We start from the raw sequence: 21,884 nt of genomic DNA on the forward strand, positions 1-21,884 counted from the left end.
CGCGGCTCCTGACGTCTGTGGCTCCCGGGATCTGTGGTCCGCGCCCGGTCCGGGGCCTCGTCCGGGCCGTGGTTTCCGTTCCGGCCGTGGTCCCTGTTCGGCCTGGTGACCGGTGTCACCAGGCCCCTCGTATGTACTTTGCTACGGTTGGACCACCCCGACGAGACGCGCCGTACCGGGCTTCGAAAAGACGACGCACCCGTGTTGTTCGCGTGTTCTGTCTCGTCGGAGGTGCCGTCATGGCGTGGGTTCTGCTTGTTGTCGCCGGTCTGCTGGAAGTGGCCTGGTCGATAGGGATGAAGTACACCGAGGGGTTCACCCGGCTGTGGCCGAGCGTGTTCACCGGCCTCGGGATCGTGGCGAGCATGGTGATGCTGTCCCATGCGGCCCGGACGCTGCCGATCGGTACGGCGTACGGCGTGTGGGTCGGTATCGGCGCGGCCGGTGCGGCGATCCTGGGCATGGTGGTGCTGGGCGAGCCGGTGACGGCCGCCCGGATCTTCTTCGTCTGTCTGCTGCTGGTCGCCGTCGTCGGGCTGAAGGCGACCTCGGGTCACTGAGGCGCGGCCGGGGTGCCGCGGGGGCCGGGGAAGAAGCCGTAGCCGTCCCCGTTGCCGCCTTCCCCTCCGCCCGCGCCGCCGAGGTCCCCGCCGCCGTTCTGTGCGCCGCCGTTGTCCGCGGTGCCCTCGGTGGGGGTTCCGGTGTCCGTGCCGCCGGTGGCGGGTTCGCTGGAGCCGGGGGTCTCGGACTCGCCCGGCGCGGTGGAGCCGGGGGTGTGCGGCGGGGTGTTCGAGGTGGTCCCGGAGGGTGTGGTGGTGCCCTCGGGGCTGGTCTGCTCGTCGGTGGGCGGGGCGGATTCCTCGGCGCCGCTTTCGAGTTCCAGATCGAAGTCGGTGGCCGGGGTGGAGCGCAGGGCGGCCTCGGTGTACTGGGCCCAGGTCTGGGCGGGTGCGCCGCCGCCGTTGATGCGGGCGAGTCCGAGTGCTCCGTACAGCGGTTTCTGCACGCCGGTCTCGGGGTCCTGGCCCATGACGGCGATGACGGTGGTGAGGTCGGGGGTGTAGCCGGCGAACCAGGCCGCCTTGTCCTCCTCGGCGGTGCCGGTCTTGCCCGCGGCGGGGCGCCCCGCCGCCTGGGCGGCGGTGGCGGTGCCGCCCTCGACGACGCTCTGGAGGACGGCGGTCGTGGTGTCGGCGGCCTCGCGGCTGACCGCCTGGTCGCTGCGCCTGCCGTCCGGGACGTCGAGGTCCTCGCCGTCCTTGCTGATCCGGTCGACGAGGACGTACGCGCTGTGCCGGCCGTGGTTGGCGAGGGTGGCGTACGCCTCGGTCATGTCGAGGACGCTGGCGGTGGAGACGCCGAGTGCGATGGACGGGGTGGCGGTGAGGTCGGGGGTGTTCTTCGGGATGCCGAGGCCGATGGCGGTCTGTTTGACCTTCTCCGGGCCGACGTCCTCGGCCATCTGGGCGTAGACGGCGTTGACGGACTTGTCGGTGGCGGTGGAGACGGTGATGGGCCCGTAGTCGATGTCGTCCTCGTTGGCGGGGGCGTATCCGGTGGATCCCCCGGGGCCCTGGACCATGCGTTTGTTGGTGCCGTCGTAGAGGGTGTTGGGGGTGATGCGCCGGCCGTCCTGGGTGGTGGAGCGGTTGGCGACGGCCGAGGTGAAGACGAAGGGCTTGAAGGTGGAGCCGACCTGGTAGTCGCGGCGGGTCGCGTTGTTCACGTACTGCTTCGTGTAGTCGATGCCGCCGTACATGGCGAGGACCCGGCCGGTGCCGGGGTCGATGGAGGCACCGCCGACGCGGACGTTGCGGTCGGCCGGGCGGTCGGGGCTGGTCTGGGACATGACGTTGTCGTCGACGGCCTTGACCAGGGCGTCCTGCTTCTTCTTCTCCAGGGTGGTGGTGATCCGGTAGCCGCCGGTGGCGAGGGTGTCCTCGTCGATGACGTCGTGGGCGGTGAGGTAGTCGTCGACGGCCTGGACGAGGTAGCCGCGCTGCCCGGAGAGCCCGGTGGAGGGCTTGACCTTGCCGGGCACGGGGAACTTCATCGCGGCGCGTTCGCCCGCACCGAGCCACTTCTCCTTGACCATGCCGTCGAGCACGTAGTTCCAGCGGGCGACGGCCGCGGGCTTGTTCGCGGGGTGGACGACGACGTCGTACGCGCTGGGTGCGTTGAGGAGGGAGGCGAGGTAGGCGCCCTGGGCGGTGGTGATGTGGCCGATGTCCTTGGAGTAGTAGGCCTGGGCGGCGGCCTGGATGCCGTAGGCGTTGCGACCGAAGTAGCTGGTGTTGAGGTAGCCCTCGAAGATCTGGCCCTTGGTCTCCTCGCGGTTGAGCTTGACCGCGATGAAGAACTCCTTGATCTTGCGGATGACGGTCTGTTCCTGGCCGAGGTAGTAGTTCTTGACGTACTGCTGGGTGATCGTCGAGCCGCCCTGCTTGCCCTTGCCGGTGAGCGTGTTGAAGGCGGCGCGGGTCATGGCCTTGAGGTCGACGGCCCGTTCGGAGTAGAAGTCGCGGTCCTCCGCGGCGAGGACCGCGTGCTGGACGGTGAGCGGTACCTGGGCGAGCTGGACGTTCTCCCGGTTGATCTCGCCGGAGCGGGCCAGGACGCTGCCGTCCTTGTACAGATAGACGTTGGACTGCGCGGTGGCGCTGGCGTTGGCGGGCGGGATGTCGACGAGTTCGTACCCGGCGATGAAGCCGCCGATCAGGAGTACGACGGCGATGAGGACGGCGCCGAGGACCATCCGCCAGGTGGGGACGGCGCGCCGCCATCCAGTGCGCTTGGGGCGCTTGGGTTTCCTGGCCTTCCCGCTTCCGCTTCCGCTTCCGCTTCCGCTCCCGGCTCCGGTGCCGTCGCCGGGATCGCCGGACGCGCCGGCGGGGCCGTGGGCAGCCGGATCCCTGGGGGTCCAGCCCCGGGGGCCCTGGTCCCCGCTCGGCTGCTGTGGCTCGTCGCTCATGTCCGTGCAGACTCCTCGGCCGCGGTCAGTTCCCTCGGTCAGTTCCCTCATAGTGCCCTTTTCTGCGGAATAAGCACCGGATCGCCCCCGGATCGCCCCGAATCAACCCCGGATCAACCCCCGAAAAGCGGTCGCGCGGGCCGTTCCCGGTGGACTAGGGTCGTGCGCTTTGGTGTCCGAAGCCGTTGGGCACCCGGGCGATGGGGGTGCGTACGGTGCGGCTCTACGCGGTGGTGGCGGCGGGAGGCTTCCGGCGGCACGCCACCTATCGGACCGCCACGGCGGCGGGGGTGTTCACCAACACCGTCTTCGGTTTCATCCTGGCGTACACCTATGTGGCGTTGTGGGACGAGCGCCCGCAGCTCGGCGGCTACGACCTGTCCCAGGCGCTCAGCTACGTCTGGCTGGGGCAGGCCCTGCTGATGACCTGTTCCATGATGGGCGGCGGCTTCGAGGACGAGCTGATCGAGCGGATCCGCACCGGGGACATCGCGGTCGACCTCTACCGGCCCGCCGATCTGCAACTGTGGTGGCTCGCGGGAGACCTGGGCCGCGCCGCCTTCCATCTGCTGGGCCGCGGCATCGTGCCGATGCTGGTGGGATCGCTGGCCTTCGATCTGGCGCTGCCCTCCTCGCCGGGGGTCTGGGTGGCCTTCCTCGTCTCGGTGGCGCTCGGCGTCGTGGTCAGTTTCGCGATCCGCTATCTGGTGGCGCTCTCCGCGTTCTGGCTGCTGGACGGGGCGGGGACGGCCCAGATGGCCTGGCTGGCCGCGATGTTCTTCTCCGGGATGCTGCTCCCGCTGACGCTGTTCCCCGGGGTGCTGGGGGACGTGGCGCGAGCGCTGCCGTGGTCGTCGCTGCTCCAGGTCCCGGCGGATGTGTTCCTCGGCAAGTACCCGGGGTGGCAGCTGCTGGAGGCGTACGCCTTCCAGGGGGGCTGGGCACTGGCGCTGTTGCTGGTGGGGCGGATGGTGCAGTCGGTGGCGACGAGGAGGGTGGTGGTCCAGGGTGGCTGACAGCACGACCGGCGCGGTGGACGGTGTCGGTGTGGCGGACGGGCCGGGCGCGGTGGACGGGGCCGTTGCGGCGGGCCGGTCCGGGGTGGCGTTCCCCGAACGGCCGGGGCTCGTCGAGGGCTTCCGGGCGTACGGGCTGATCGTGATGATGTGGCTGCGCTCGACGATGGCGTACCGCGCCTCGTTCATCATGACGGCGTTCGGGAACTTCGCGGCGACCGCCTTCGACTTCGTCGCGATCCTGCTGATGTTCTCGCACGTGGACGAGCTGGGCGGCTACACGCTGCCCGAGATCGCCCTGCTGTACGGGGTGTCGGGCACCGCGTTCGGTCTCGCCGACCTGCTGCTGGGCTCGATGGACCGGCTGGGCCAGCGGGTGCGCGACGGCACGCTGGACACCCTGCTGGTGCGGCCCGTCCCGGTGCTCGCCCAGGTGGCGGCGGACCGGTTCGCGCTGCGCAGGCTGGGGCGGGTGGTCCAGGGGGCGCTGGTGCTGGGGTACGCGCTGGTGACGCTGGACATCGCCTGGACGCCGCTGAAGGTGGCGATGGTGCCGATGATGCTGCTGAGCGGTGCGGGGGTCTTCGGGGCGCTGTTCGTGGCCGGGGGAGCGTTCCAGTTCATCGCGCAGGACGCCGCCCAGGTGCAGAACTCCTTCACGTACGGCGGAAACACCCTGCTCCAGTACCCGCCGTCGGTCTTCGCGAAGGAGCTGGTGCGGGGGGTGACGTTCGTGGTGCCGCTGGCCTTCGCGAACTGGCTGCCCGCGCTGTACGTGCTGGGCCGGGACTACCCGCTGGACCTGCCGGACTGGGTGGCCTTCCTGCCGCCGGTCGTGGCGGGGCTGTGCTGGCTGCTGGCGGGCCTGGCCTGGCGCTCGGGCCTGCGGGCGTACCGCAGCACGGGAAGCTGATCCGGAACATCGAGCGAGGCGGGGCATTGGACATGGACGCGGAAAACACCACCGGATTCATCGAACTCGACCACGTGGAGAAGGTCTTCGACGTGCGTCGCAAGACCGGTTTCCTGCGCGGCGAACGCCGCAGCGTACGGGCGGTCGACTCGATCAGCTTCCGTGTCGCGCGCGGTGAGATGGTCGGCTACATCGGTCCCAACGGCGCGGGGAAGTCGACCACGATCAAGATGCTGACCGGCATCCTCACCCCGAGCGGTGGCCGGCTGCGGGTGGCGGGCATCGACCCTTCGAGGGAGCGTACGAGGCTGGCGCACCGGATCGGTGTGGTGTTCGGCCAGCGCACCACGCTCTGGTGGGACCTGCCGCTGCGCGACTCGTACCGTCTGATGCACCGGATGTACCGGATTCCCGACGCGCGCTACCGGGAGAATCTGGACCGCTGCGTCGAACTCCTCGATCTGGGCGAGCTGTTGGACGTTCCCGTGCGGCAGCTCTCGCTGGGCCAGCGGATGCGCGGCGACATCGCGGCGGCGCTGCTGCACGATCCCGAGGTGCTGTACCTGGACGAGCCGACGATCGGCCTGGACGTCGTCTCCAAGTCCAGGGTCCGTGGATTCCTGCGGGACCTGAACGCCGAACGCGGTACGACGGTGCTGCTCACGACCCACGACCTGACGGACATCGAGCAGCTCTGCAAGCGGGTGATGGTGATCGACCACGGCCGGCTGATGTATGACGGTGCCCTCACCGGCCTGCACGAGGTGGGTGAGAGCGAGCGGATGCTGGTGGTCGATCTGGAGCGCCAACTCCCGCCGATACGACTGGAGTCGGCGCCCTCGGTCCGTACGGTGAAGGTCGAGGGACCACGGCAGTGGCTGGCCTTCCCGGCCTCGGAGTCGGCCGCCCCGCTGGTCGCCCGGATCGCGGCGGAGTACCCGTTGGTCGACCTGTCGGTGCGGGAGCCGGACATCGAGGCAGTGATCGCGAAGATGTACGAGTCGGCGGGCGGGATGTAGGGCCTCGCGGGACGCGGGGGCGCGGCGCGTGGGGCTGTGACGGGCGTGGGGCGTTCAATAGGCTGCGCGGTATGACAAGTGACCTTCCGGAAATGCGTGCTTCCGATGCCGAGCGCGAGCGTGTCGCCGAGATCCTGCGCGAGGCGGTTGCCGAGGGCCGGCTGGAGATGGACGAGTTCGAGCAGCGGCTCGACGCGACCTACAAGGCCCGTACGCACGGGGAGTTGGAACCGCTGGTCCGGGACCTTCCGGCGCCGGGCGCGGCGGTGGCCCCGGTGGGGGCGGCTCCGGCGCGGACCGGCTCGCAGAAGCGCTGGGCGGACCGGATCGGCAAGCCCGCCACGTCGGGCGGCGCGTTCGCGTTCTGGGGCGGCTTCGGGCGCCGTGGGAACTGGACGGTGGGCCGGAAGTTCACCGCGTTCGCGATGTGGGGCGGCGGCGAGATCGACCTGCGCGAGGCGAACTTCGAGGACCGCGAGGTCGTCATCCGCTGTTTCGCGATCATGGGCGGCATGCAGGTGACGGTTCCGCCGGAGCTGAATGTGGAGGTCCGGGGGATCGGCATCATGGGCGGTTTCGGGGAGCGCTCGAAGGACGACGGGGTCCCGTCGCCGGACGCCCCGCGGGTGCGGATCACCGGGTTCGCCCTGATGGGCGGTGTCGGTGTGGAGCGCAAGCGGAGCAAGGCGGAGCGGCAGCGGCTGAAGGACGCGGAGCGGGAGCGGCTGCGGGAGTTGGACCGGGAGCGCGGGCGCGGGCGGGGGCGGCTGGAGAAGGGCGAGCAGGACGGTCGTTAGTACGGGGGCCGCGCGGTGATCCCGGCCGCACGGGAAGGCGGACGTTCACCCCACGCGATCTCGCGGCCGAAGAGCGCCCGGCCAGGACGACTGGCCGGGCACTCGTGCCGCTGAGTGCGGGTGCTCGTGCTACCGCCGCTTGAATTCGCCGTCCACTACGCCGCCCTCGAACGCGGTCCACTCGCCGGGTGTGAAGACGAGAGCGGGGCCGTTCCCGTTGTCCTTGCTGTCACGCATGGCCACGCGGCCATCGTCGAGGAACGCGACCTCGACGCACTCGGCCTGGCCGTTGCTGCGGCTGCTCTTGCGCCACACCGCGCCCGTCAGGTCGGAACTCTTCACTTTCTACAGCTCCCTTGTTGCTTGGAGTAGAAGGCTCTGTGTCTCCTCGTGGTTCAAGGCAGAGCCCCAGATCGCCTTGAAGGCTGTGTCGTAGCGATCGATCTCATGGGGCTTGTCGAGATACAGAGCCCCGGTGAAGCCCTCCACATAGACCGTGGGCGGCTCAGTGTCCCGACCGTCGCCGGTGGTTGGGAAACGCATCTTGACGAACGGGCCGGACATGATGCCCGCGTGCAGGCCCGCACCGAACGGCACGACGCGGACGGCCACGTTGTCCAGCTCGTTCAGCTCGACCAAGCGTTGCAATTGGTCGCCCATCACTTTGGTGCCCCCTACGGGGCGGCGAAGAACGGCCTCATTGAGAGCGACTTCCACCGCGGGCGCCGCCGTGACCCTGGTCAGGAGTGCTTGCCGTGCGATGCGCACCTCCACGCGCCGCGCGATTTCTTCGTCGGGCACGCCGGGGTTGTCGTTGCGGATCAAGGTCTCGGAATATGCCGGTGTCTGGAGAAGCCCCGGAACCAGTTCGGATGAGTACCACGACAGACGTTCGGCGGCTTCTTCGAGTCCGATGTAGAGGTCGAAACCCTCGGGGATGACATCGCCGTACGCATGCCACCAGCCCCGGTTCTTCGTCTCCTTGGCCAGACCCATCAGGCCCTTGGTCAGTTCGCCGTCCGCCCCGTAGACCTTGCACATCGCTTCGACGTCCAGGCTCCGAAGCGACACCTGGCCGGTCTCGATGCGCCAGATCTTGGGTTCCGACCACTCCAACTGCTTGGCGGCGGCGCGCACCGTCAGGCGCGAGGCGTTGCGCAGGTCGCGCAGATGCCGACCGAGTTGTCGTCGAGGAACCGTTGAACCAGTCGTCGCGCTGTTCACGGGCGGCCCCGCCTTCCTTCAATACGGATGCCTCTTGCATCCGGAATGTAGTCGGCGCGGCTTCCTGCCCGCAATGTCGCACGATTGTTCGTGTACTACGGATTGGATATTTAAAAACGTAGTCTTGCATACCAGGCGGCAAGGTGGCGTGGGCGGAGCTGGAGGTTCGTCCGCCGCGATCAACTGCGCGGCCGGAACGGCGGAGTTCAGGGTGTTCTGCGGTCGGCCCAGTGATACAGCCGGACACCGGGGATCTGCCGTGTGTGCTCACTGGGCTTGAACGGGTCCGACGATCGCGCATGCCGACGCCGCCCCGAGCACGGTGCTCAGGACGGCGTTCCCCGCCCTGGGCCCCGCCCCGGGTGTGCCGGTCTCACCGCTTCTGCGGCCTGCCCGCCCGTCAGAGCTGGTCTGACCGGGGCTGCTCACGCACCAGCGCCGTCAGGTCCACCAGCGAGCCCAGCAGCCGGTAGCCCGCGTCGTTCAGGTGGAGGTGGTCGCCGCTGTCGTAGGCGGCCCGGAGCCGGGTCGGGTGGTAGGGGTCCCGGGCCGCGGCGTCGAAGTCGATGACGTGGTCGAAGACCCCGCCCGCGCGGATCAGCGCGTTGACCCGTTCCCGTACCCCGTCGCTCGCGGGCGTCCAGCTGCGGTACCCCTCGTACGGCATCAGCGTCGCCCCGACGACCCGCAGCCCGCGGGCGTGGGCGCGCTGGGTCAGGGAGCGCAGGCCGTCCGCGATGCGCTGCGGGTCGGTCTCCTGCGGGGGGCGCTGCACGTCGTTGATGCCGAGCGCGACGATGACGGTCTTCACCCCGGCGACGTCCAGTACGTCGCGCTCGAAGCGGGCGGTCGCCCGTACGCCGGTCCCGTCGCGCAGCAGGCGGTTGCCCGCGATGCCCGCGTTGGCCACCCCGTACCGGCCGCGCAGCCGGTCGGCGAGCACGTCGGGCCAGCGGCTGTTGGTGTCGAGGGTGGAGCCGGTGCCCGCGGTGAGCGAGTCGCCGATCACGGCGATCGTTCCGGCGGCGGTCGCGGTGTGCACGTCGACGGCGGTGAGGTAGCGCCAGCCCTCGGTCTTCCGGCTGCCCCACGCGGTGTCCACGTACGAGGTCTGGTGGCTGCGCTCGTGGACGGTGACGGGGCCCTCGGCGGTGGGGGTGCGCAGGGTGACCACGAGATCGGAGTCGGCGGCGACCGGGACGGCGACGGGGTCGCTGACGGTCCGCCCGCCGGCCGGGACGGTCACGGTGCGCGAGCCCCCGAAGGTCACGGGGCGGCTGCTCACGGTGGCGTGGTCCACGACCAGCGGATGGTCGCCGAAGACGTTGGAGAGGGTGATGCGGGCCGCGTCGCCGCCGATGCTGGTGTGCACGACGTTACGGATGGTGCGCCGGTTGAGGGCGCCGGTGTCGGCGGAGTCGGTCACCCCGTCGATGGGCGCGGCCGTCCAGGTGGCGGCCCAGAGGCCGGTGGAGTGCGCGGGCGCGGCGGGCGTGCGGGCCACGGAGCGCGGGTCGGGTGCGGTGAGCGGCTGCGGCCGGGTGCCGGAGCCCGCGAACAGCAGGGAGCCGGCGAACGCCACGGCGGCGGCGAGCGCGGCGGTGCCCGCCACGAGGGCGATGAGCAGGGCGTACCCCTGGCGCCTGGGCATGGGCGGTGTGTCTCCTCATGATCAATCGGACTGATCCCATGATGGGGCAGGTCCTCGGGAACTCGACGTGCGGCCCGGGAGTAGGTCAGGCGGGGACAATGTGTACGGGACACCGGGGGCGAGACGCACGCGGACGGGTGGAGCGGATGGAACGGATCGATCGGACGGGCCCCGGGGAGCCGGGGGCGCGGAAGCAGGAGCGGCCGAGCGCCGGGGAGCTGACGGCGGGTGAGGCCCGTTCCGTCCCCGGTGGCCGGTCCGCTCCGCTGGCGTCGTTCGCGTACACCGCGGCCGACGAGGAGAAGCGGCGCGGGGTGCGCCGGATGAAGACCACGGCCACGGGCCTCCTTCTGCTGGTCGCGCTCGTGTACGTGCTCGCCACCTGGGCGAAGAGCGCGGGTGTGGGTGGCTGGCCGGGCTTCGTCGCCGCGGCCGCCGAGGCGGGGATGGTGGGTGCGCTGGCCGACTGGTTCGCCGTCACGGCGCTGTTCAAGCGTCCGCTCGGCCTGCCGATCCCGCACACCGCCATCATTCCCACCAAGAAGGACCAGCTCGGGGCCTCCCTGGGTTCCTTCGTCGGCGAGAATTTTCTCTCCGGTGATGTCGTACGGGGCCGGATCCACGCCCTCGGCGTCGGCCGCCGCGTCGGCGCGTGGCTGGCCGAGCCGGAGCACGCGGACCGGGTCACCGCCGAGTTGTCGACCGCGTTGCGCGGTGCGTTGAGGGTGCTGCGGGATTCCGATGTGCAGGCCGTGGTGGGCGAGGCGATCACCCGACGGGCCAACGCGGCGGAGATCGGGCCCGGTCTCGGCAAGATGCTGGACCGGATCGTCGCGGACGGGGGGCACCGCAAGGTGGTGGACCTGATCTGCGCACGCGCTCACGACTGGCTGGTGCTGCACGGTGATTCGGTGATGGACGCGGTGCAGGGCGGGGCCCCGGGCTGGACGCCGCGGTTCGTCGACAAGCGGGTGGGGGAGCGGGTCTACAAGGAGCTGCTGCGCTTCGTCACGGAGATGCGGGACATGCCGGGTCACCCGGCGCGCGCCTCGATCGACACGTTCCTCACCGACTTCGCGGCCGACCTCCAGACGGACTCGGACACCCGGGCCCGGGTGGAGCGGCTGAAGTCGGAGATCCTGGGACGCGGCGAGGTGCAGGACGTCATCGCCTCGGCCTGGGCGTCCGTACGCACGATGATCATCGCGGCGGCGGAGGACGAGCAGAGCGAGTTGCGGCTGCGGGCGCGGTCCTCACTGATGGCGCTGGGCGCGCGGCTGGCGACCGACGACCGGCTTCAGGCGAAGCTGGACGGCTGGCTGGAGGACGCGGCGGTCTATGTCGTCACGACGTACCGCACGGAGATCACCTCGCTGATCAGCGAGACGGTCGCGAGCTGGGACGCGGACCAGACGTCGAAGAAGATCGAGGCGCACATCGGCCGCGACCTCCAGTTCATCCGGATCAACGGCACGGTGGTGGGCGCGCTGGCGGGGCTGCTGATCTATACGGTCTCGTGGGCGCTGGGGGCGTAGAAGCACCTGGCCCCGGACGGGGCGAGCGTACGGACGCGGGAGGGGCGGGGGCTTTCGGACCCCCGCCCCTCCCGCGTGTCCGCGTGCGCGGATGCGCTTGTCCGCGCGCCGGTACGCGGATACGTACGCCCGCGCGCGTGCGCCCGTACCCCGGTATGCGGATGCGTATGTCCGCGTGCCGGGGGACGCGGATACGCCCGTACGCCTGCACGCCGGTACGCGGACACGTGCACCTGCACGCCCGCACGCGGATACGTACGCCCGCACGCCCGCGCGCGGACGCGTACGCCCGCGCGCCGGTACGCCCGTACGCGGACGCGCGCCCGTACGCCCGTACGTGCTTCAGGCGGCCCGGCGGGTGACCGCCCAGGACGTGGCGGCCATGGTGCCCGCCACGGTGAAGACGGCGGGCCAGGCGCCGAGCTTCTTGGCCAGCGGGTGCGAACCGGCGAACGCGGCGACGTACGCCGCGGTCAGCCCGGCGGCCGCGCGCGGTCCGGCCTGCCGGTTCCACTCGTACGCGGCGACGGAGCCCGCGGCGGCGAGGGCGACCCCGCCCAGCGGCCGCTTCCTGGTCCACCGCGCCACCGCGTACCCGCCGACCAGCCCGCTCGCCGCCACCGCCGCTGCCGGAACCTTCGCCATCGCAGCCACCTTCGCCTTCTCATCCGTGTGTTCCGGGCCCGCGGCCCGGGACTCCGAGGCTAACGCGGTGCTCCGGGTTTCGGTCGCCGAGGGGGTGCACAAGCGTTTACCCTGGGGTGAACACGCGTACACCCCAGGGCAGGCCCTGGGGTGACGTTCGTGCGGGACGCGAGCCCGCGCAGCACCCTCGCGTCCCGCACGACGCCCCTCGCCGCCGAGCACCGTACGGAGAGCCATGCCCGCGGACATACCCGCCCCGGCCACCGCCGCCGAAGAGGTCCCGCACCACCCCCGTTTCGCCGTCGCCGTGCTGGCGTTCTGCGGTGTCGTGGTCGCGGTGATGCAGACGATCGTCGTCCCGCTGCTCCCGCACATCCCGGCCCTCACCGGCGCCAGTCCGGCCGCCGCGAGCTGGCTGGTCACCGTCACCCTGCTGACCGGCGCCGTCTTCACGCCCGTCCTGGGCCGGGTCGGTGACATGTACGGCAAGCGCCGGGTGCTGGTCGCCTCGCTCATGGTGCTGGTGGTGGGGTCGGTGCTGTGCGCGGTCAGCTCCCACATCGGGGTACTGATCACCGGCCGGGCGCTCCAGGGCGCGGCGCTCGCCGTCCTGCCCCTGGGCATCAGCATCCTGCGCGACGAACTCCCGCCCGAGCGCGTGCTGTCCGCCGTGGCGCTGATGAGCTCGACGCTCGGCATTGGCGCGGCGGTCGGACTGCCGGTCGCGGCCCTCGTCGTCGAGAACTTCGACTGGCACACGATGTTCTGGGTCTCCGGCGTGATCGGTGTCGTCGACATCGTGCTGGTGCTGTGGTGCGTACCGGAGTCGCCGCAGCGCACCCGCGGCCGCTTCGACGCGCTCGGCGCGCTGGGGCTGTCCGGGGCCCTGGTCTGCCTGCTGCTCGCCGTCACCCAGGGCGCCGACTGGGGCTGGACCTCGGCCCGGACGGTCGGCCTGCTGGTGGCGGCCGTGGTTGTGGCGCTGTTCTGGGGCGCGTACGAGCTCCGGGTCGCCTCGCCCATGGTCGACCTGCGGGTCTCGGCCCGCCCCGCGGTCCTGTTCACCAACATCGCCGCCCTGCTGATCGGTTTCGCCTTCTACGCGAACTCCCTGGTCACCGCGCAGATGGTGCAGGAGCCCAAGGAGACGGGCTACGGGCTGGGCGCCTCGCTCGTCGTCAGCGGTCTCTGCCTGCTGCCCGGCGGCGTGATGATGGTGGCCCTCTCACCGGTCTCGGCGCGGATCTCCGCGAAGTACGGCCCGAAGGTCAGCCTGGCGCTGGCGGCGGGGGTGATCGCGGCCGGTTACGTGGTGCGTTACTTCACCAGCCACAACCTCTGGCTGATCATCGCCGGCGCGACGGTCGTCGCCTCGGGCACGGCCATCGCGTACTCGGCGCTCCCCGCGCTCGTCATGCGCGGCGTCCCGGTGAGCGAGACGGGCGCGGCCAACGGCCTCAACACGCTGATGCGCTCGATCGGGCAGGCGTTCTGCAGTGCGACCGTGGCCGCGGTCCTCGCCAACGTCACGTTCCGGGTGGGCGGCCGGACGGCCCCGACGCTCCACGCGTACCAGCTGGTCTTCCTGGTCGCGGCGGGGGCGGCGCTCGCTGCGCTGCTGGTCACGCTGTTCCTGCCGGGCGGCCGTACACCCGCGACGGGTACGGTCGAAAGGAACCGCGACGTCCCGGGCGACCGTAAGGACGGTGTGCGGACGATCCCGATCCAGGAGGGCGCATGATCAGCGGCCAGGCCACCGCTTCGGCTTCGGTACGGGCTTCGGCGCGGGCTGCTGCACCGGCGCGGGCTCGGGCTTCGGCGCCGGGCCAGGGTTCGGGCTCGGGTTCGGGTTCGGTACCAGGCTCGGGCTCGGTACCGGGTTCGGGTTCGGGTCCCGGGTCGGAGAGGACACCGGCAACGGCTTCCGCCGCTGCTTCCGCTTCCCCTTCCGCCCCGGCCGCTGATTCCGCGCCGACCTCCGCTCCGGCTCCGGCCTCCGCTTCCGCTCCGGCCCGGTCCGCTGCCGATCCGGGTCAGGGCAGTGGCCGGGATGCGATCCTGCGCGCGGCCCGCCGGGCGTTCACGCAGCGCCCGTACGCCGAGGTCACCATCAGGGGGATTGCGGCAGACGCGGGAGTGAGCCCGTCCCTGGTGGTCAAGCACTTCGGCCGCAAGGAAGAACTCTTCAACACGGTCGCCGACTTCGGCCCCGCCGCCGCGGAGCTCCTCGACGCGCCGCTCGCCACCCTGGGCCGCCACCTCGTGGTGACGCTGGTGAGCCACCGCCGCGAACGGCAGTCCGACCCACTGCTGCGCGTCGTCTTCTCTCTCGGCAACCGCGACGAACGCTCCCTGCTGCGCGACCGCTTCCACGAACAGGTCACGGACGCCCTGACCGCCCGGCTCCACGGCCGTGAACGCGCCCTGCGCGCCGAACTGATCGCCGGCCACCTCCTCGGCCTCGGCGCCACGCTCAGTCTCCACCGCGAGGGCGCCGGTGCGGAGGCCACCTCCGAACACATCGCGGACCTTTACGCACCGGCGTTGCAGTCCCTGATCGACGGCTGACCCGCCGGAGCCCGGCCGGGCTCCGGCGTCACGGGTGGTAGAGCGCCCGGCACCGGTCCTGGTCGAGTGCCTCGTCGTCGCGGACCGGAAGGAAGTACGCCACCTGCCACGCCTGCGTACGCTCGGCCTGGCGGTTGGGCGCCGTCACCCACGGCGGATAGACGCGGAACGCGCGCTTCCCGCCGACCCCGTTCCTCGACACGACGCCCCGCTCGCAGAGCACGTCCCGCGGGAACACGAACTGCCCGAAGCCGTCGGCGTCACGGCTGCTGACGACGAAGAGGTCGACGGGGTCCGCGGAGTCGTAGGGCTGAATCGGCCCACCACCCGGAGCCCGCTTCCAGACCGTCACGAACTGCCCGGCCTTCGTCGGCGTGGTCCTGGCCACCCGGAACCGGACGGCGGAGCCGTCCACGGTGAACGCGTGCGCCCCGTACTCGGCGCTCTCCGCCTCGGGCACCGGCCGCGTGCACACGAATCCGCTCGGGTCGTAGACGAGGGCCTTCGCCGCGAGGAGATCGGCATGCAGGGACACGCCGTCCGGCCAGGGCTCGGAGGACCGGGAAGGGGGCCGGGGAGCAGAGTGTGTTGCCATTTCGCCCATTCTGGCAGTGGCTGTCCCGCAGCCGGGCCGGGGGTGGCCGGACCGGCGATGAGTTTCCCCGGCGGCCGGAGTCCTTTCTCCGTCACCACAACGGCACCGCGACCGCGGGGTGCCGATCGAGAAAGGACCACCGGCATGGCCGCCACCCACACCCTCAGAGTCCCCGGCGCGCACCTGCACTACGAGGTGCGCGGCGCGGGACCGCTCCTGCTGCTCATGGGCTCACCCATGGAGGCCGAGGCCTTCGCCTCTCTGGCCGACGCGCTCGCGAGCGACCACACCGTGGTCACGCACGACCCGAGGGGCATCTCCGGCAGCACCCTCGACGACCCCGAGGAGGACACCGTTCCGGACCGGCGGGCGGACGACGTGGCGGCGATCCTGGACGCGCTCGGGGCGGACTCGGCGGATGTGTTCGGGAGCAGCGGAGGCGCGGTGACCGGGCTGGCACTCGTCGCGCGGCACCCCGGCCGGGTACGGACCCTGGTCGCGCACGAGCCGCCCGTCATGGAGATCCTCCCGGACGCGGCCGAACAGCGTGCGATGACCGAGGACATCATCGCCACCTTCCACAAGGAGGGGCAGGGCGCGGCATGGATGAAGTTCATGGCCGGCGCCGGATTCGTCGCCGAGGGCGGCGAGGGCGATGACGGTGGCCGCGCGGGTGATGGCGGTGGCGATGGTGGCGAGGGGGCACCTGCCGGGCCGTTCGGTGAGCCCACGGCCCAGGACCTCGCCAACGGTGCCCGCTTCTTCGGCCACGACCTGCGGGGCACGGCCCGCTACGTACCCGACATCGCCGCGCTGACGGCCGCGCCGACCCGAGTCCTCGTCGGGGTCGGCGCCGACTCGCAGGGGCTGATCACGTACCGGACGTCCCTCGTGCTGGCGGAACTGCTCGGCACCCGCCCGGTCGAGTTCCCCGGCGACCACGCCGGTTTCCTGGGCGACCCGGAGGGCTTCGCCGAGGCGCTGCGCAAGACCTTGAGGAACTGATCAGGGAAAACGAGCTGGGACGGGTACGGGATGAGGCGGGGTGGGACGAGGTGGGGCGGGGAGAGGCGGGACGAGGTGGGGCAGTGCGGAGCAGGGGGGCCGGGCTCACACCGCCCTGCCCCGCCCACGTACGCGAGACACGTACGCGGGCCGGCCCCATGATGTCCGTACCGGTGTGGCCCAACACCGTACGCAGCGTGGCAGCCGCACCCTGGCCGCACCCTGGCCGCGCCCGGGGCGGCGACTTTCCCCGGGCGATCGGCTGCGCGTGCGGTCAGCTGCGCGGTGCGGTCAGCTGAAGACGACCGAGCGGAGCTTCAGCCGCTCGGAGGCGTGGCCACCGTGCGGCCGGAGGGTGAAGTAGGGGCCCTCGCAGTCGGGGCCGGCGAAGACCGTCGCGGTGGAACCCGTGAGGTTCAGCGGAGAGTGCGCCGGGTTGGTCGAAGCGGGGTCGGCCACCTCGGGCAGGGTGATGCACACCCGACTCTCCGGGTCGACGAGGAACCCGGTCTGCGCCGAGCCGTCGAGACCGGTGTAGACGTACGTGAAGTCTCCGGTGGCCGCACCGGCCGAGGTCGGCACGGCGGCGATGAGTGCGAGCGCGCCGAGCGCGGCAGCGACGGTGGAACGAAGACGCATGGAGGGAACTCCTTGTGTGGGGGGTCGGAAACGGCCCAAGCCTGTTCCCCGGCGCGCGTCTCCTCGTCCCCTGCGGGGTCCCGTCACCCGGATGGGAGCTGCTGAATCGATTCTGCTGAGGCTGAACGGGGGAAGAGCAGCCCCCGCTTCGTTGACCACCGGGTTCCCGCCGTTGCGTGACGGTGTGGTGGTATGGCTGCCGGGCGGAACGGCCGACCAGGCCCGCCACCAGGCCCGCCACCAGGCCCGCCACCAGGTTCTAGTGTGACCGGGTGAAGACCCGGATGATCGTGCTCAACGGTGGCTCCAGCTCAGGGAAGTCCAGCATCGCCCGGTGCCTCCAGGAAGTGTTGCCGGACCCATGGCTGACCCTCGGGACGGACACACTGGTCGAGGCGATGCCCGTGTCCCTGACGGAGTCGGAGACGGGCATCGAGTTCGCGCCGGACGGCGAGGTGGTCGTCGGCCCCGAGTTCCGTACGTTGGAGACGGCGTGGATCGAGGGGGTCACCACGATGGCCCGTGCGGGAGCCGGGGTCATCGTCGACGAGGTCTTCCTCGGCGGCGCGGACTCCCAGCAGCGGTGGGAGAAGGCGCTCGACGGGGTCCGCGTGCTGTGGGTCGGCATCCGGTGCGCGAGCGCCGTCGCCACCGCCAGGGAGGCGGCACGGGGCGACCGGGTGCCCGGTATGGCGGCCGCACAGGCGGACCTGGTCCATCAGGGCGTGAGGTACGACATCGAGGTGGACACGACGCGGCGCGAACCGATGGAGTGCGCACGGATCATCGCGGCACACCTCGGGTGACGGGCCCGGCACCGCCCGCCCACCCACCCGCGCAGTCCCACCGACACCCCCCCCGACGCCACCGACACCCCCCGACGCCGCCGGCGCTCCCCGCCCCTCTTCAGCCCTCCACTGACCGTTTCCGGCCACAGCACTACGCGTTGGCGAGCTCCAGCTCGCCGACGACCTGGTCCCCGCTCGTCTCCCCGGTCAGCCGGAACCCGAGCTTGGCGTAGAACTTCTCGGGCCCGTGCTCACCGGGAACCCAGCTCACGGTCGCCCGCGTCCCTCCTCGTCGCCGGATCTCCTCGCACACCGCCTCCACGGCGAAGCGGCCGTAACCGCGCCCCTGGTGACCGGCGTCGATGTTCAGCCGCCAGAGCCCGGAGCGGAGCCTGTTGTCGTTCGGGTCGTCCGGGTAGAACCGGACGTCGAAGAAGGCCATCACGAAGCCGACGAGCTGCTCGCCGTCGAAGACCAGCCGGGGCCAGGCGATGTCGGGGGTCGCGTAGGCCTGGGCGAGCGACCAGGTGACCGGCTTCACGAGCCCGTCCTGGTCGGGACGTACGTGCAGCCGACAGGCGGCCTCGACGTTGTCCGCCGTGACCTCTTCAAGGTGCAGTGACGGGGAGGGCATGCGGGCAATCTACAGAGCGATGACCTGTCGAATCGAACGGATATCTCCTCCGTCGCGACCGGATGTTTTCTCCGTCATGAACGGGATTTCCATCCGTCACGGACGGGACCTTCGTCCGTCACCACCCGTCCGCACCGGCTCTCCCCGGAACGTGGGGATGCCAGGCACGCAGGGGCGCCCGGAACGCGGGGATGCCCGGTGCCGCCGAGGTGGCGGCACCGGGCATTCGGTCAAATCCCCTTGCGGTGCGGTCAGTTCGCGGGGGCCTGGTAGAGGCCACGGCCGGCGCGGTGGGCGCGGGAGGTGGCGACGAGCCGGTCGAGGGTGCTGCGGACGGTGTTGATGCCGTTGGGGGTGAGCTCGCGCCCCAGGGCCTTCGTCACGTCACGGGCGCGCACGGGGGTGTCGCCGGACTCGGCCAGCACCTTCATGGTCAGCTCGGTGAGGCTGCCACTGTCGTCGGTGGCCGGGGTGCTGGTGTCGGCCGGGGCGGTGGTGGCCGCAGGGGTGCTGGCCGCCTTCTTCGGCGCCTTGGCCTTGGCGGGCTTGGCGGGCTTGGCGGGTGCGGCGGACTTGGCGGCCTTGGCGGGTGCGGCGGGCTTGCTGTCCTTGACCGTCTTGACGGCCCCGGTCGCCCTGGTCGCCTTGGCCGTCTTGGTCGCCTTGGCGGCCGGGGCGGGTGCGGCGGATTCCGAGACCTTGGTGTCGTCGGCGTTCGCGGCGTCCTTGGTGACCTCGACGGACTTGGCGGCGACGGTCTTCTTGGCCTGGCCGCGCGCGGTCCTCGGCTTGGCGGCGGCCTGCTTGCGGCCCTTGGGGGCGGCGGGCGCCTTGCGCGCGGCACGGCGGGCGGGGGCGGCCGACGCCTGCTTCTGCGGGGCCTCCTCCTGGACGGCGGAGCCGGCGGACTCGGCAGGCTCGGTCGGCTCCGCCGACTCGGCGGGGGCGGCAGCAGCGGAACCGGCGGCGTCGACGGAGTCCTGAGCCTGCTGCGGGATCCGGGGAGCGGCAACGGTCGCCGCCGGGGCCTCGTCGGCCGTGGTCTCGACCGGCGCCGACGCCTTCGGCTCCGCCGACGCGTTCGCGCGCTCGGCGGCGACGGGAGACGGGGCAGCCGACAGCGCACGCAGCGCCGTCAGCGCGGTCCGTACCGACTCCAGGCGCTCGGTGACCGTCGCGAGCTCCGTCTCCAGAGCCTGCTGGTGCTGCTCCAGGCGCGGAAGTTCCGCCTCCAGCAAGGAAGTTGTGGCATCGATGGTGACCAGAGTGGTGGTCTCGGAGGTCATGTTGTCGCCCTTCTTTTCCGGCCGACCGTTGGTGACCGATGTATCGCAGGGTAAGGGGTGTTGTGTTGTGGCCGGAAATCGCCTCTCGCTGTGAGCTGTTCAAGGCGCGCCGCCGGCAATGACCGTCAGTCTCCCGAAAGTCGTGGCATCACGCCCAGGAGTTGGCCCGGGGAGCACTCATTTGGCCGCACCCAGCACCCAGCACCCCGCACTCCCGCACACCCCTCACTTCACACCCCGTACCCCGCGACCTGGGCAACGCAGTTGACGGCAGGCCCGGTCAGTCGCCCGCGACACCGACGACGCCGTCACCGGAGGCATCAAGGACATCCCCGTCGGAGGCACCGGCGGCACCGGCCCCGGCCACTCCCTCCACCCCTCGCCCTTCACCGTCGCGCTCCCCACGCAGCCGCAGCCGCAGACCCATCACGATCACGGCGGCCACCGCGAACCCGCCGCCGACCCAAGGGAGTTGACGCGCCCCGTACTCCGCAAGCACCCAGCCACCCACCGCCGTTCCCACGGTGATGCCGAGGTTGGAGAACGAGATGAAGAGGCTGTTGCCGAACTCGGGCGCGTCACTCGCGTCCCGCCCCAGCCAGCTCTGGCTCACGACGAGCCCGCCGGAATGCACGGCACCCCAGACGAGGACCACCAGAACCATGGGCGCGAGCAATGGGCCGACCGCGTACAGCAGGACGTAGACCAGCAGGCACAGCAGCGGATAGGCGACGGCGGTACGGACGAGGCTGCGCCGCAGCAGGCTGCCGAAGGCGAAGTTCCCGAGGATCATCACGATGCCGAACGCCATCAGCATGGCGCTGACCCACGTACCGTCCATGTGCGTGACCCGGCCCAGGTACTCGGCGAAGTAGCCGTAGACCGAGAACATCGCCGCGAAGACCAGGACGACCGAGGTGATGGTCAGCCACATCCGCGTCCGCCTGAGCACGTTCAACTGAGCGCCGTAGGACAGCCGTTGTCCGACGGGCATCGACGGCACGAACCGCAGGATGCCCAGGAAGGCGATCAGGTTGACGAGCGCCCCGAACCAGAAGGCCGAAGCCAGCGACAGGTGCTCGGCGAGGTACGAGGTCAGCGGCACACCGAACGCGAACCCGACGGTGACCCCCGCGAACACGGTCGTCGTGGCCCGGGTCGCGTCCTTCGCGGGCACCAGTCGCGCCGCGGTGGCGAGCGCGACCGCGAAGAACACGGGATGGAAGAGCGCGGGAACGACACGGAAGGCAAGCATCACCTCGTACTGCGTGGTGAGTGCGTAGACCGCGTTGGAGAGGGCGAACACCGCGATCGCGGCGGCGAGCACCTTCTTCCGGTCGACGCCGGAGGCGAGCAGCGTGGTGAACGGCCCGGTCACCGCGATGACCAGGGCGAACACCCCGACGAGCCAGCCGGCGGCGGACGGTGTGACACCGAGCTCGGCCGAGACCCGGGGCAGCACACCGACCATGCCCATCTCGGTGGTGATGATCCCGAAGACGCCGAGGGCGAGCACGAGGACGGTCAGGGAGGTCTTTCTCATCGGAACGATCGGAACCTTTCATCGAATCTAGAAAAGTAGATACATAAGGCGACGGCTCGACACCGCACGTGCGTGTACGCGCAGGGGGGGCTAGGGGGGCTACAGCTCGTCGCGGACGTACGCGGCGAACGCGTCGATCACCGGTTCGTTGCGCCGGTAGTACGTCCACTTGCCGATGCGCTCCGAGGTGAGCAGCCCCGCGTCCCTGAGGGTCTGCAGATAGCCGGACACCACCGACTGCGCCAGCCCGGACCGCTTCTGGATGTCGCCGACGCACACACCGATGTGGAATCCGAGCCCCTGCTGTCGGTAGGAGCCCTCGTCGAAATGCTTCTCGGGCTCCTTCAGCCACCGCATGAACTGCAGGCGCGCGGGATTGGCGAGCGCCTTGTGTACGGCCAGGGGGTCCATGTACGCCACCCTCTCACTCCCGCTCGCCTTCTCGATAGTACATATCCATCTTTCGTGATATGTAGTGCCGAGTCAAATCGCCCAGTCCGGGCGCTAGGCTCAGCCGCATGGGAGACAGCAGGCGCGCGACCGGACCGACGGGCTTCAGGTAGCCCGTCAGGAGATTCCCGGCGGCCCCACCGAGGGAGCCCCATGGCACGCACCGCCCACCACCTCCCCCCTTCGCAGACCAGGAAGAGCCACGACGACAGTCCGGGCGCCCCCTGGCACTCCGCGATCCTGAACGACCTCCGCTACAGCACCCGAAGCCTCACCGAGGCGGCGACCGACGCCCGCAGACCGTGGCCCCAGCCCATCCGCCGCCGTACGGACGTCCACCACTTCGCCCGCCACAACCGCGACGGCGGGATCTCCCGCGCCGCCACCCTGGCGGAACGCCAAGCCCGCCAACGCCTCCGAGCCCGCACAACCCTCCTCCGGAGCCTGGTGAACACCCCCGCCGGAGCACTCTCCCTCGAAGCCGCGGACACCATCGACATCCCGCCGGCGAACCACCGCCACGGCGAACTCTGGCTGGCCTGAACATCCTGTGCCCCTGCCAGCCAGCGGTTTCTTTCAGGCCAAGTAGGATCGCTTTCCGGCCA

At 70.9% G+C, this 21,884-nt stretch carries 22 protein-coding genes and 1 riboswitch; of the genes, 11 read left to right on the forward strand and 11 right to left on the reverse strand.

All coding sequences use genetic code 11. The annotated features are described in order from the left end of the window. Window positions 1–140 precede the first annotated feature (140 nt). A riboswitch (guanidine-III (ykkC-III) riboswitch) is annotated at window positions 141–200 on the forward strand. Between the two features lie 39 nt (window positions 201–239). Continuing rightward, window positions 240–560: a DMT family transporter gene (locus tag ACFVFH_RS29980; RefSeq protein ID WP_383774300.1), complete on the forward strand. Its 321-nt coding sequence runs from the start codon at window positions 240–242 to the stop codon at window positions 558–560. Here the strand turns inward: ACFVFH_RS29980 and ACFVFH_RS29985 are convergent. Beyond that, the gene (locus ACFVFH_RS29985; protein WP_383774302.1) at window positions 554–2,971 is read right to left on the reverse strand and encodes a transglycosylase domain-containing protein; all 2,418 of its coding nucleotides are present in this window, start codon (window positions 2,969–2,971) and stop codon (window positions 554–556) included. The genes ACFVFH_RS29980 and ACFVFH_RS29985 overlap by 7 nt on opposite strands. A gap of 215 nt (window positions 2,972–3,186) precedes the next feature. On the opposite strand from ACFVFH_RS29985, the gene ACFVFH_RS29990 reads away from it, so the two are divergent. The 4 genes from ACFVFH_RS29990 (at window position 3,187) to ACFVFH_RS30005 (ending at window position 6,716) form a co-directional block, all read left to right on the forward strand. Further along, complete coding sequence (locus tag ACFVFH_RS29990; protein WP_383774418.1) at window positions 3,187–3,987, forward strand: ABC transporter permease; 801 nt, start codon at window positions 3,187–3,189, stop codon at window positions 3,985–3,987. A 52-nt stretch (window positions 3,988–4,039) separates the two neighbouring features. Then, window positions 4,040–4,900: an ABC transporter permease gene (locus tag ACFVFH_RS29995; RefSeq protein WP_383774420.1), complete on the forward strand. Its 861-nt coding sequence runs from the start codon at window positions 4,040–4,042 to the stop codon at window positions 4,898–4,900. Window positions 4,901–4,932: 32 nt separating this feature from the next. Then, on the forward strand, window positions 4,933–5,919 hold the full coding sequence (locus ACFVFH_RS30000) for an ATP-binding cassette domain-containing protein (protein ID WP_383774304.1): 987 nt from the start codon (window positions 4,933–4,935) through the stop codon (window positions 5,917–5,919). 92 nt (window positions 5,920–6,011) lie between these two features. After that, window positions 6,012–6,716: a DUF1707 domain-containing protein gene (locus ACFVFH_RS30005; RefSeq protein WP_383774306.1), complete on the forward strand. Its 705-nt coding sequence runs from the start codon at window positions 6,012–6,014 to the stop codon at window positions 6,714–6,716. A gap of 129 nt (window positions 6,717–6,845) precedes the next feature. Here the strand turns inward: ACFVFH_RS30005 and ACFVFH_RS30010 are convergent, their stop codons facing one another. The 3 genes from ACFVFH_RS30010 to ACFVFH_RS30020 all read right to left on the reverse strand — a co-directional run bounded on the left by ACFVFH_RS30010 (window position 6,846) and on the right by ACFVFH_RS30020 (window position 9,591). After that, window positions 6,846–7,058, reverse strand: coding sequence for a DUF397 domain-containing protein (locus ACFVFH_RS30010; RefSeq protein ID WP_383774308.1), 213 nt, complete (start codon window positions 7,056–7,058; stop codon window positions 6,846–6,848). Between the two features lie 3 nt (window positions 7,059–7,061). Next, window positions 7,062–7,940: a helix-turn-helix domain-containing protein gene (locus tag ACFVFH_RS30015; protein WP_383774310.1), complete on the reverse strand. Its 879-nt coding sequence runs from the start codon at window positions 7,938–7,940 to the stop codon at window positions 7,062–7,064. 400 nt (window positions 7,941–8,340) lie between these two features. After that, window positions 8,341–9,591 carry an SGNH/GDSL hydrolase family protein gene (locus ACFVFH_RS30020; RefSeq protein ID WP_383774312.1) on the reverse strand — a complete coding sequence of 417 codons (1,251 nt, stop codon included), beginning with the start codon at window positions 9,589–9,591 and terminating at the stop codon, window positions 8,341–8,343. Between the two features lie 146 nt (window positions 9,592–9,737). On the opposite strand from ACFVFH_RS30020, the gene ACFVFH_RS30025 reads away from it, so the two are divergent. Continuing rightward, window positions 9,738–11,126 carry a DUF445 domain-containing protein gene (locus ACFVFH_RS30025; RefSeq protein ID WP_383774314.1) on the forward strand — a complete coding sequence of 463 codons (1,389 nt, stop codon included), beginning with the start codon at window positions 9,738–9,740 and terminating at the stop codon, window positions 11,124–11,126. 342 nt (window positions 11,127–11,468) lie between these two features. Here the strand turns inward: ACFVFH_RS30025 and ACFVFH_RS30030 are convergent, their stop codons facing one another. Continuing rightward, on the reverse strand, window positions 11,469–11,771 hold the full coding sequence (locus ACFVFH_RS30030; protein ID WP_383774316.1) for a hypothetical protein: 303 nt from the start codon (window positions 11,769–11,771) through the stop codon (window positions 11,469–11,471). 235 nt (window positions 11,772–12,006) lie between these two features. On the opposite strand from ACFVFH_RS30030, the gene ACFVFH_RS30035 reads away from it, so the two are divergent. Further along, window positions 12,007–13,512, forward strand: coding sequence for an MFS transporter (locus ACFVFH_RS30035; protein WP_383774318.1), 1,506 nt, complete (start codon window positions 12,007–12,009; stop codon window positions 13,510–13,512). After that, window positions 13,509–14,339, forward strand: a complete 831-nt coding sequence (locus ACFVFH_RS30040; RefSeq protein WP_383774320.1) for a TetR family transcriptional regulator — start codon at window positions 13,509–13,511, stop codon at window positions 14,337–14,339. The genes ACFVFH_RS30035 and ACFVFH_RS30040 overlap by 4 nt, the downstream gene beginning before the upstream one ends. 28 nt (window positions 14,340–14,367) lie before the next feature. Here the strand turns inward: ACFVFH_RS30040 and ACFVFH_RS30045 are convergent, their stop codons facing one another. Continuing rightward, window positions 14,368–14,934, reverse strand: a complete 567-nt coding sequence (locus ACFVFH_RS30045) for a MepB family protein (protein WP_383774322.1) — start codon at window positions 14,932–14,934, stop codon at window positions 14,368–14,370. A gap of 144 nt (window positions 14,935–15,078) precedes the next feature. On the opposite strand from ACFVFH_RS30045, the gene ACFVFH_RS30050 reads away from it, so the two are divergent. Beyond that, complete coding sequence (locus tag ACFVFH_RS30050) at window positions 15,079–15,939, forward strand: alpha/beta fold hydrolase (protein WP_383774324.1); 861 nt, start codon at window positions 15,079–15,081, stop codon at window positions 15,937–15,939. A gap of 291 nt (window positions 15,940–16,230) precedes the next feature. Here the strand turns inward: ACFVFH_RS30050 and ACFVFH_RS30055 are convergent, their stop codons facing one another. Beyond that, the gene (locus ACFVFH_RS30055; protein WP_383774326.1) at window positions 16,231–16,578 is read right to left on the reverse strand and encodes a hypothetical protein; all 348 of its coding nucleotides are present in this window, start codon (window positions 16,576–16,578) and stop codon (window positions 16,231–16,233) included. Window positions 16,579–16,862: 284 nt separating this feature from the next. On the opposite strand from ACFVFH_RS30055, the gene cpt reads away from it, so the two are divergent. Further along, window positions 16,863–17,384, forward strand: coding sequence for a chloramphenicol phosphotransferase CPT (gene cpt / locus ACFVFH_RS30060; RefSeq protein ID WP_383774422.1), 522 nt, complete (start codon window positions 16,863–16,865; stop codon window positions 17,382–17,384). Window positions 17,385–17,517: 133 nt separating this feature from the next. Here the strand turns inward: cpt and ACFVFH_RS30065 are convergent, their stop codons facing one another. The 4 genes from ACFVFH_RS30065 to ACFVFH_RS30080 form a co-directional block, all read right to left on the reverse strand. Then, window positions 17,518–18,000 carry a GNAT family N-acetyltransferase gene (locus ACFVFH_RS30065; protein ID WP_383774328.1) on the reverse strand — a complete coding sequence of 161 codons (483 nt, stop codon included), beginning with the start codon at window positions 17,998–18,000 and terminating at the stop codon, window positions 17,518–17,520. A 251-nt stretch (window positions 18,001–18,251) separates the two neighbouring features. Further along, window positions 18,252–19,286, reverse strand: a complete 1,035-nt coding sequence (locus ACFVFH_RS30070) for a hypothetical protein (protein ID WP_383774330.1) — start codon at window positions 19,284–19,286, stop codon at window positions 18,252–18,254. A gap of 280 nt (window positions 19,287–19,566) precedes the next feature. Continuing rightward, on the reverse strand, window positions 19,567–20,829 hold the full coding sequence (locus tag ACFVFH_RS30075; RefSeq protein ID WP_383774332.1) for an MFS transporter: 1,263 nt from the start codon (window positions 20,827–20,829) through the stop codon (window positions 19,567–19,569). Between the two features lie 99 nt (window positions 20,830–20,928). Further along, window positions 20,929–21,240, reverse strand: coding sequence for an ArsR/SmtB family transcription factor (locus ACFVFH_RS30080; RefSeq protein WP_383774334.1), 312 nt, complete (start codon window positions 21,238–21,240; stop codon window positions 20,929–20,931). Window positions 21,241–21,432: 192 nt separating this feature from the next. Between ACFVFH_RS30080 and ACFVFH_RS30085 the strand changes: the two genes are divergently transcribed. Next, on the forward strand, window positions 21,433–21,822 hold the full coding sequence (locus tag ACFVFH_RS30085) for a hypothetical protein (protein ID WP_383774336.1): 390 nt from the start codon (window positions 21,433–21,435) through the stop codon (window positions 21,820–21,822). Window positions 21,823–21,884 lie beyond the last annotated feature (62 nt).

Source organism: Streptomyces sp. NPDC057697 (assembly GCF_042799335.1).
In the GTDB taxonomy this organism is placed as follows: domain Bacteria; phylum Actinomycetota; class Actinomycetes; order Streptomycetales; family Streptomycetaceae; genus Streptomyces.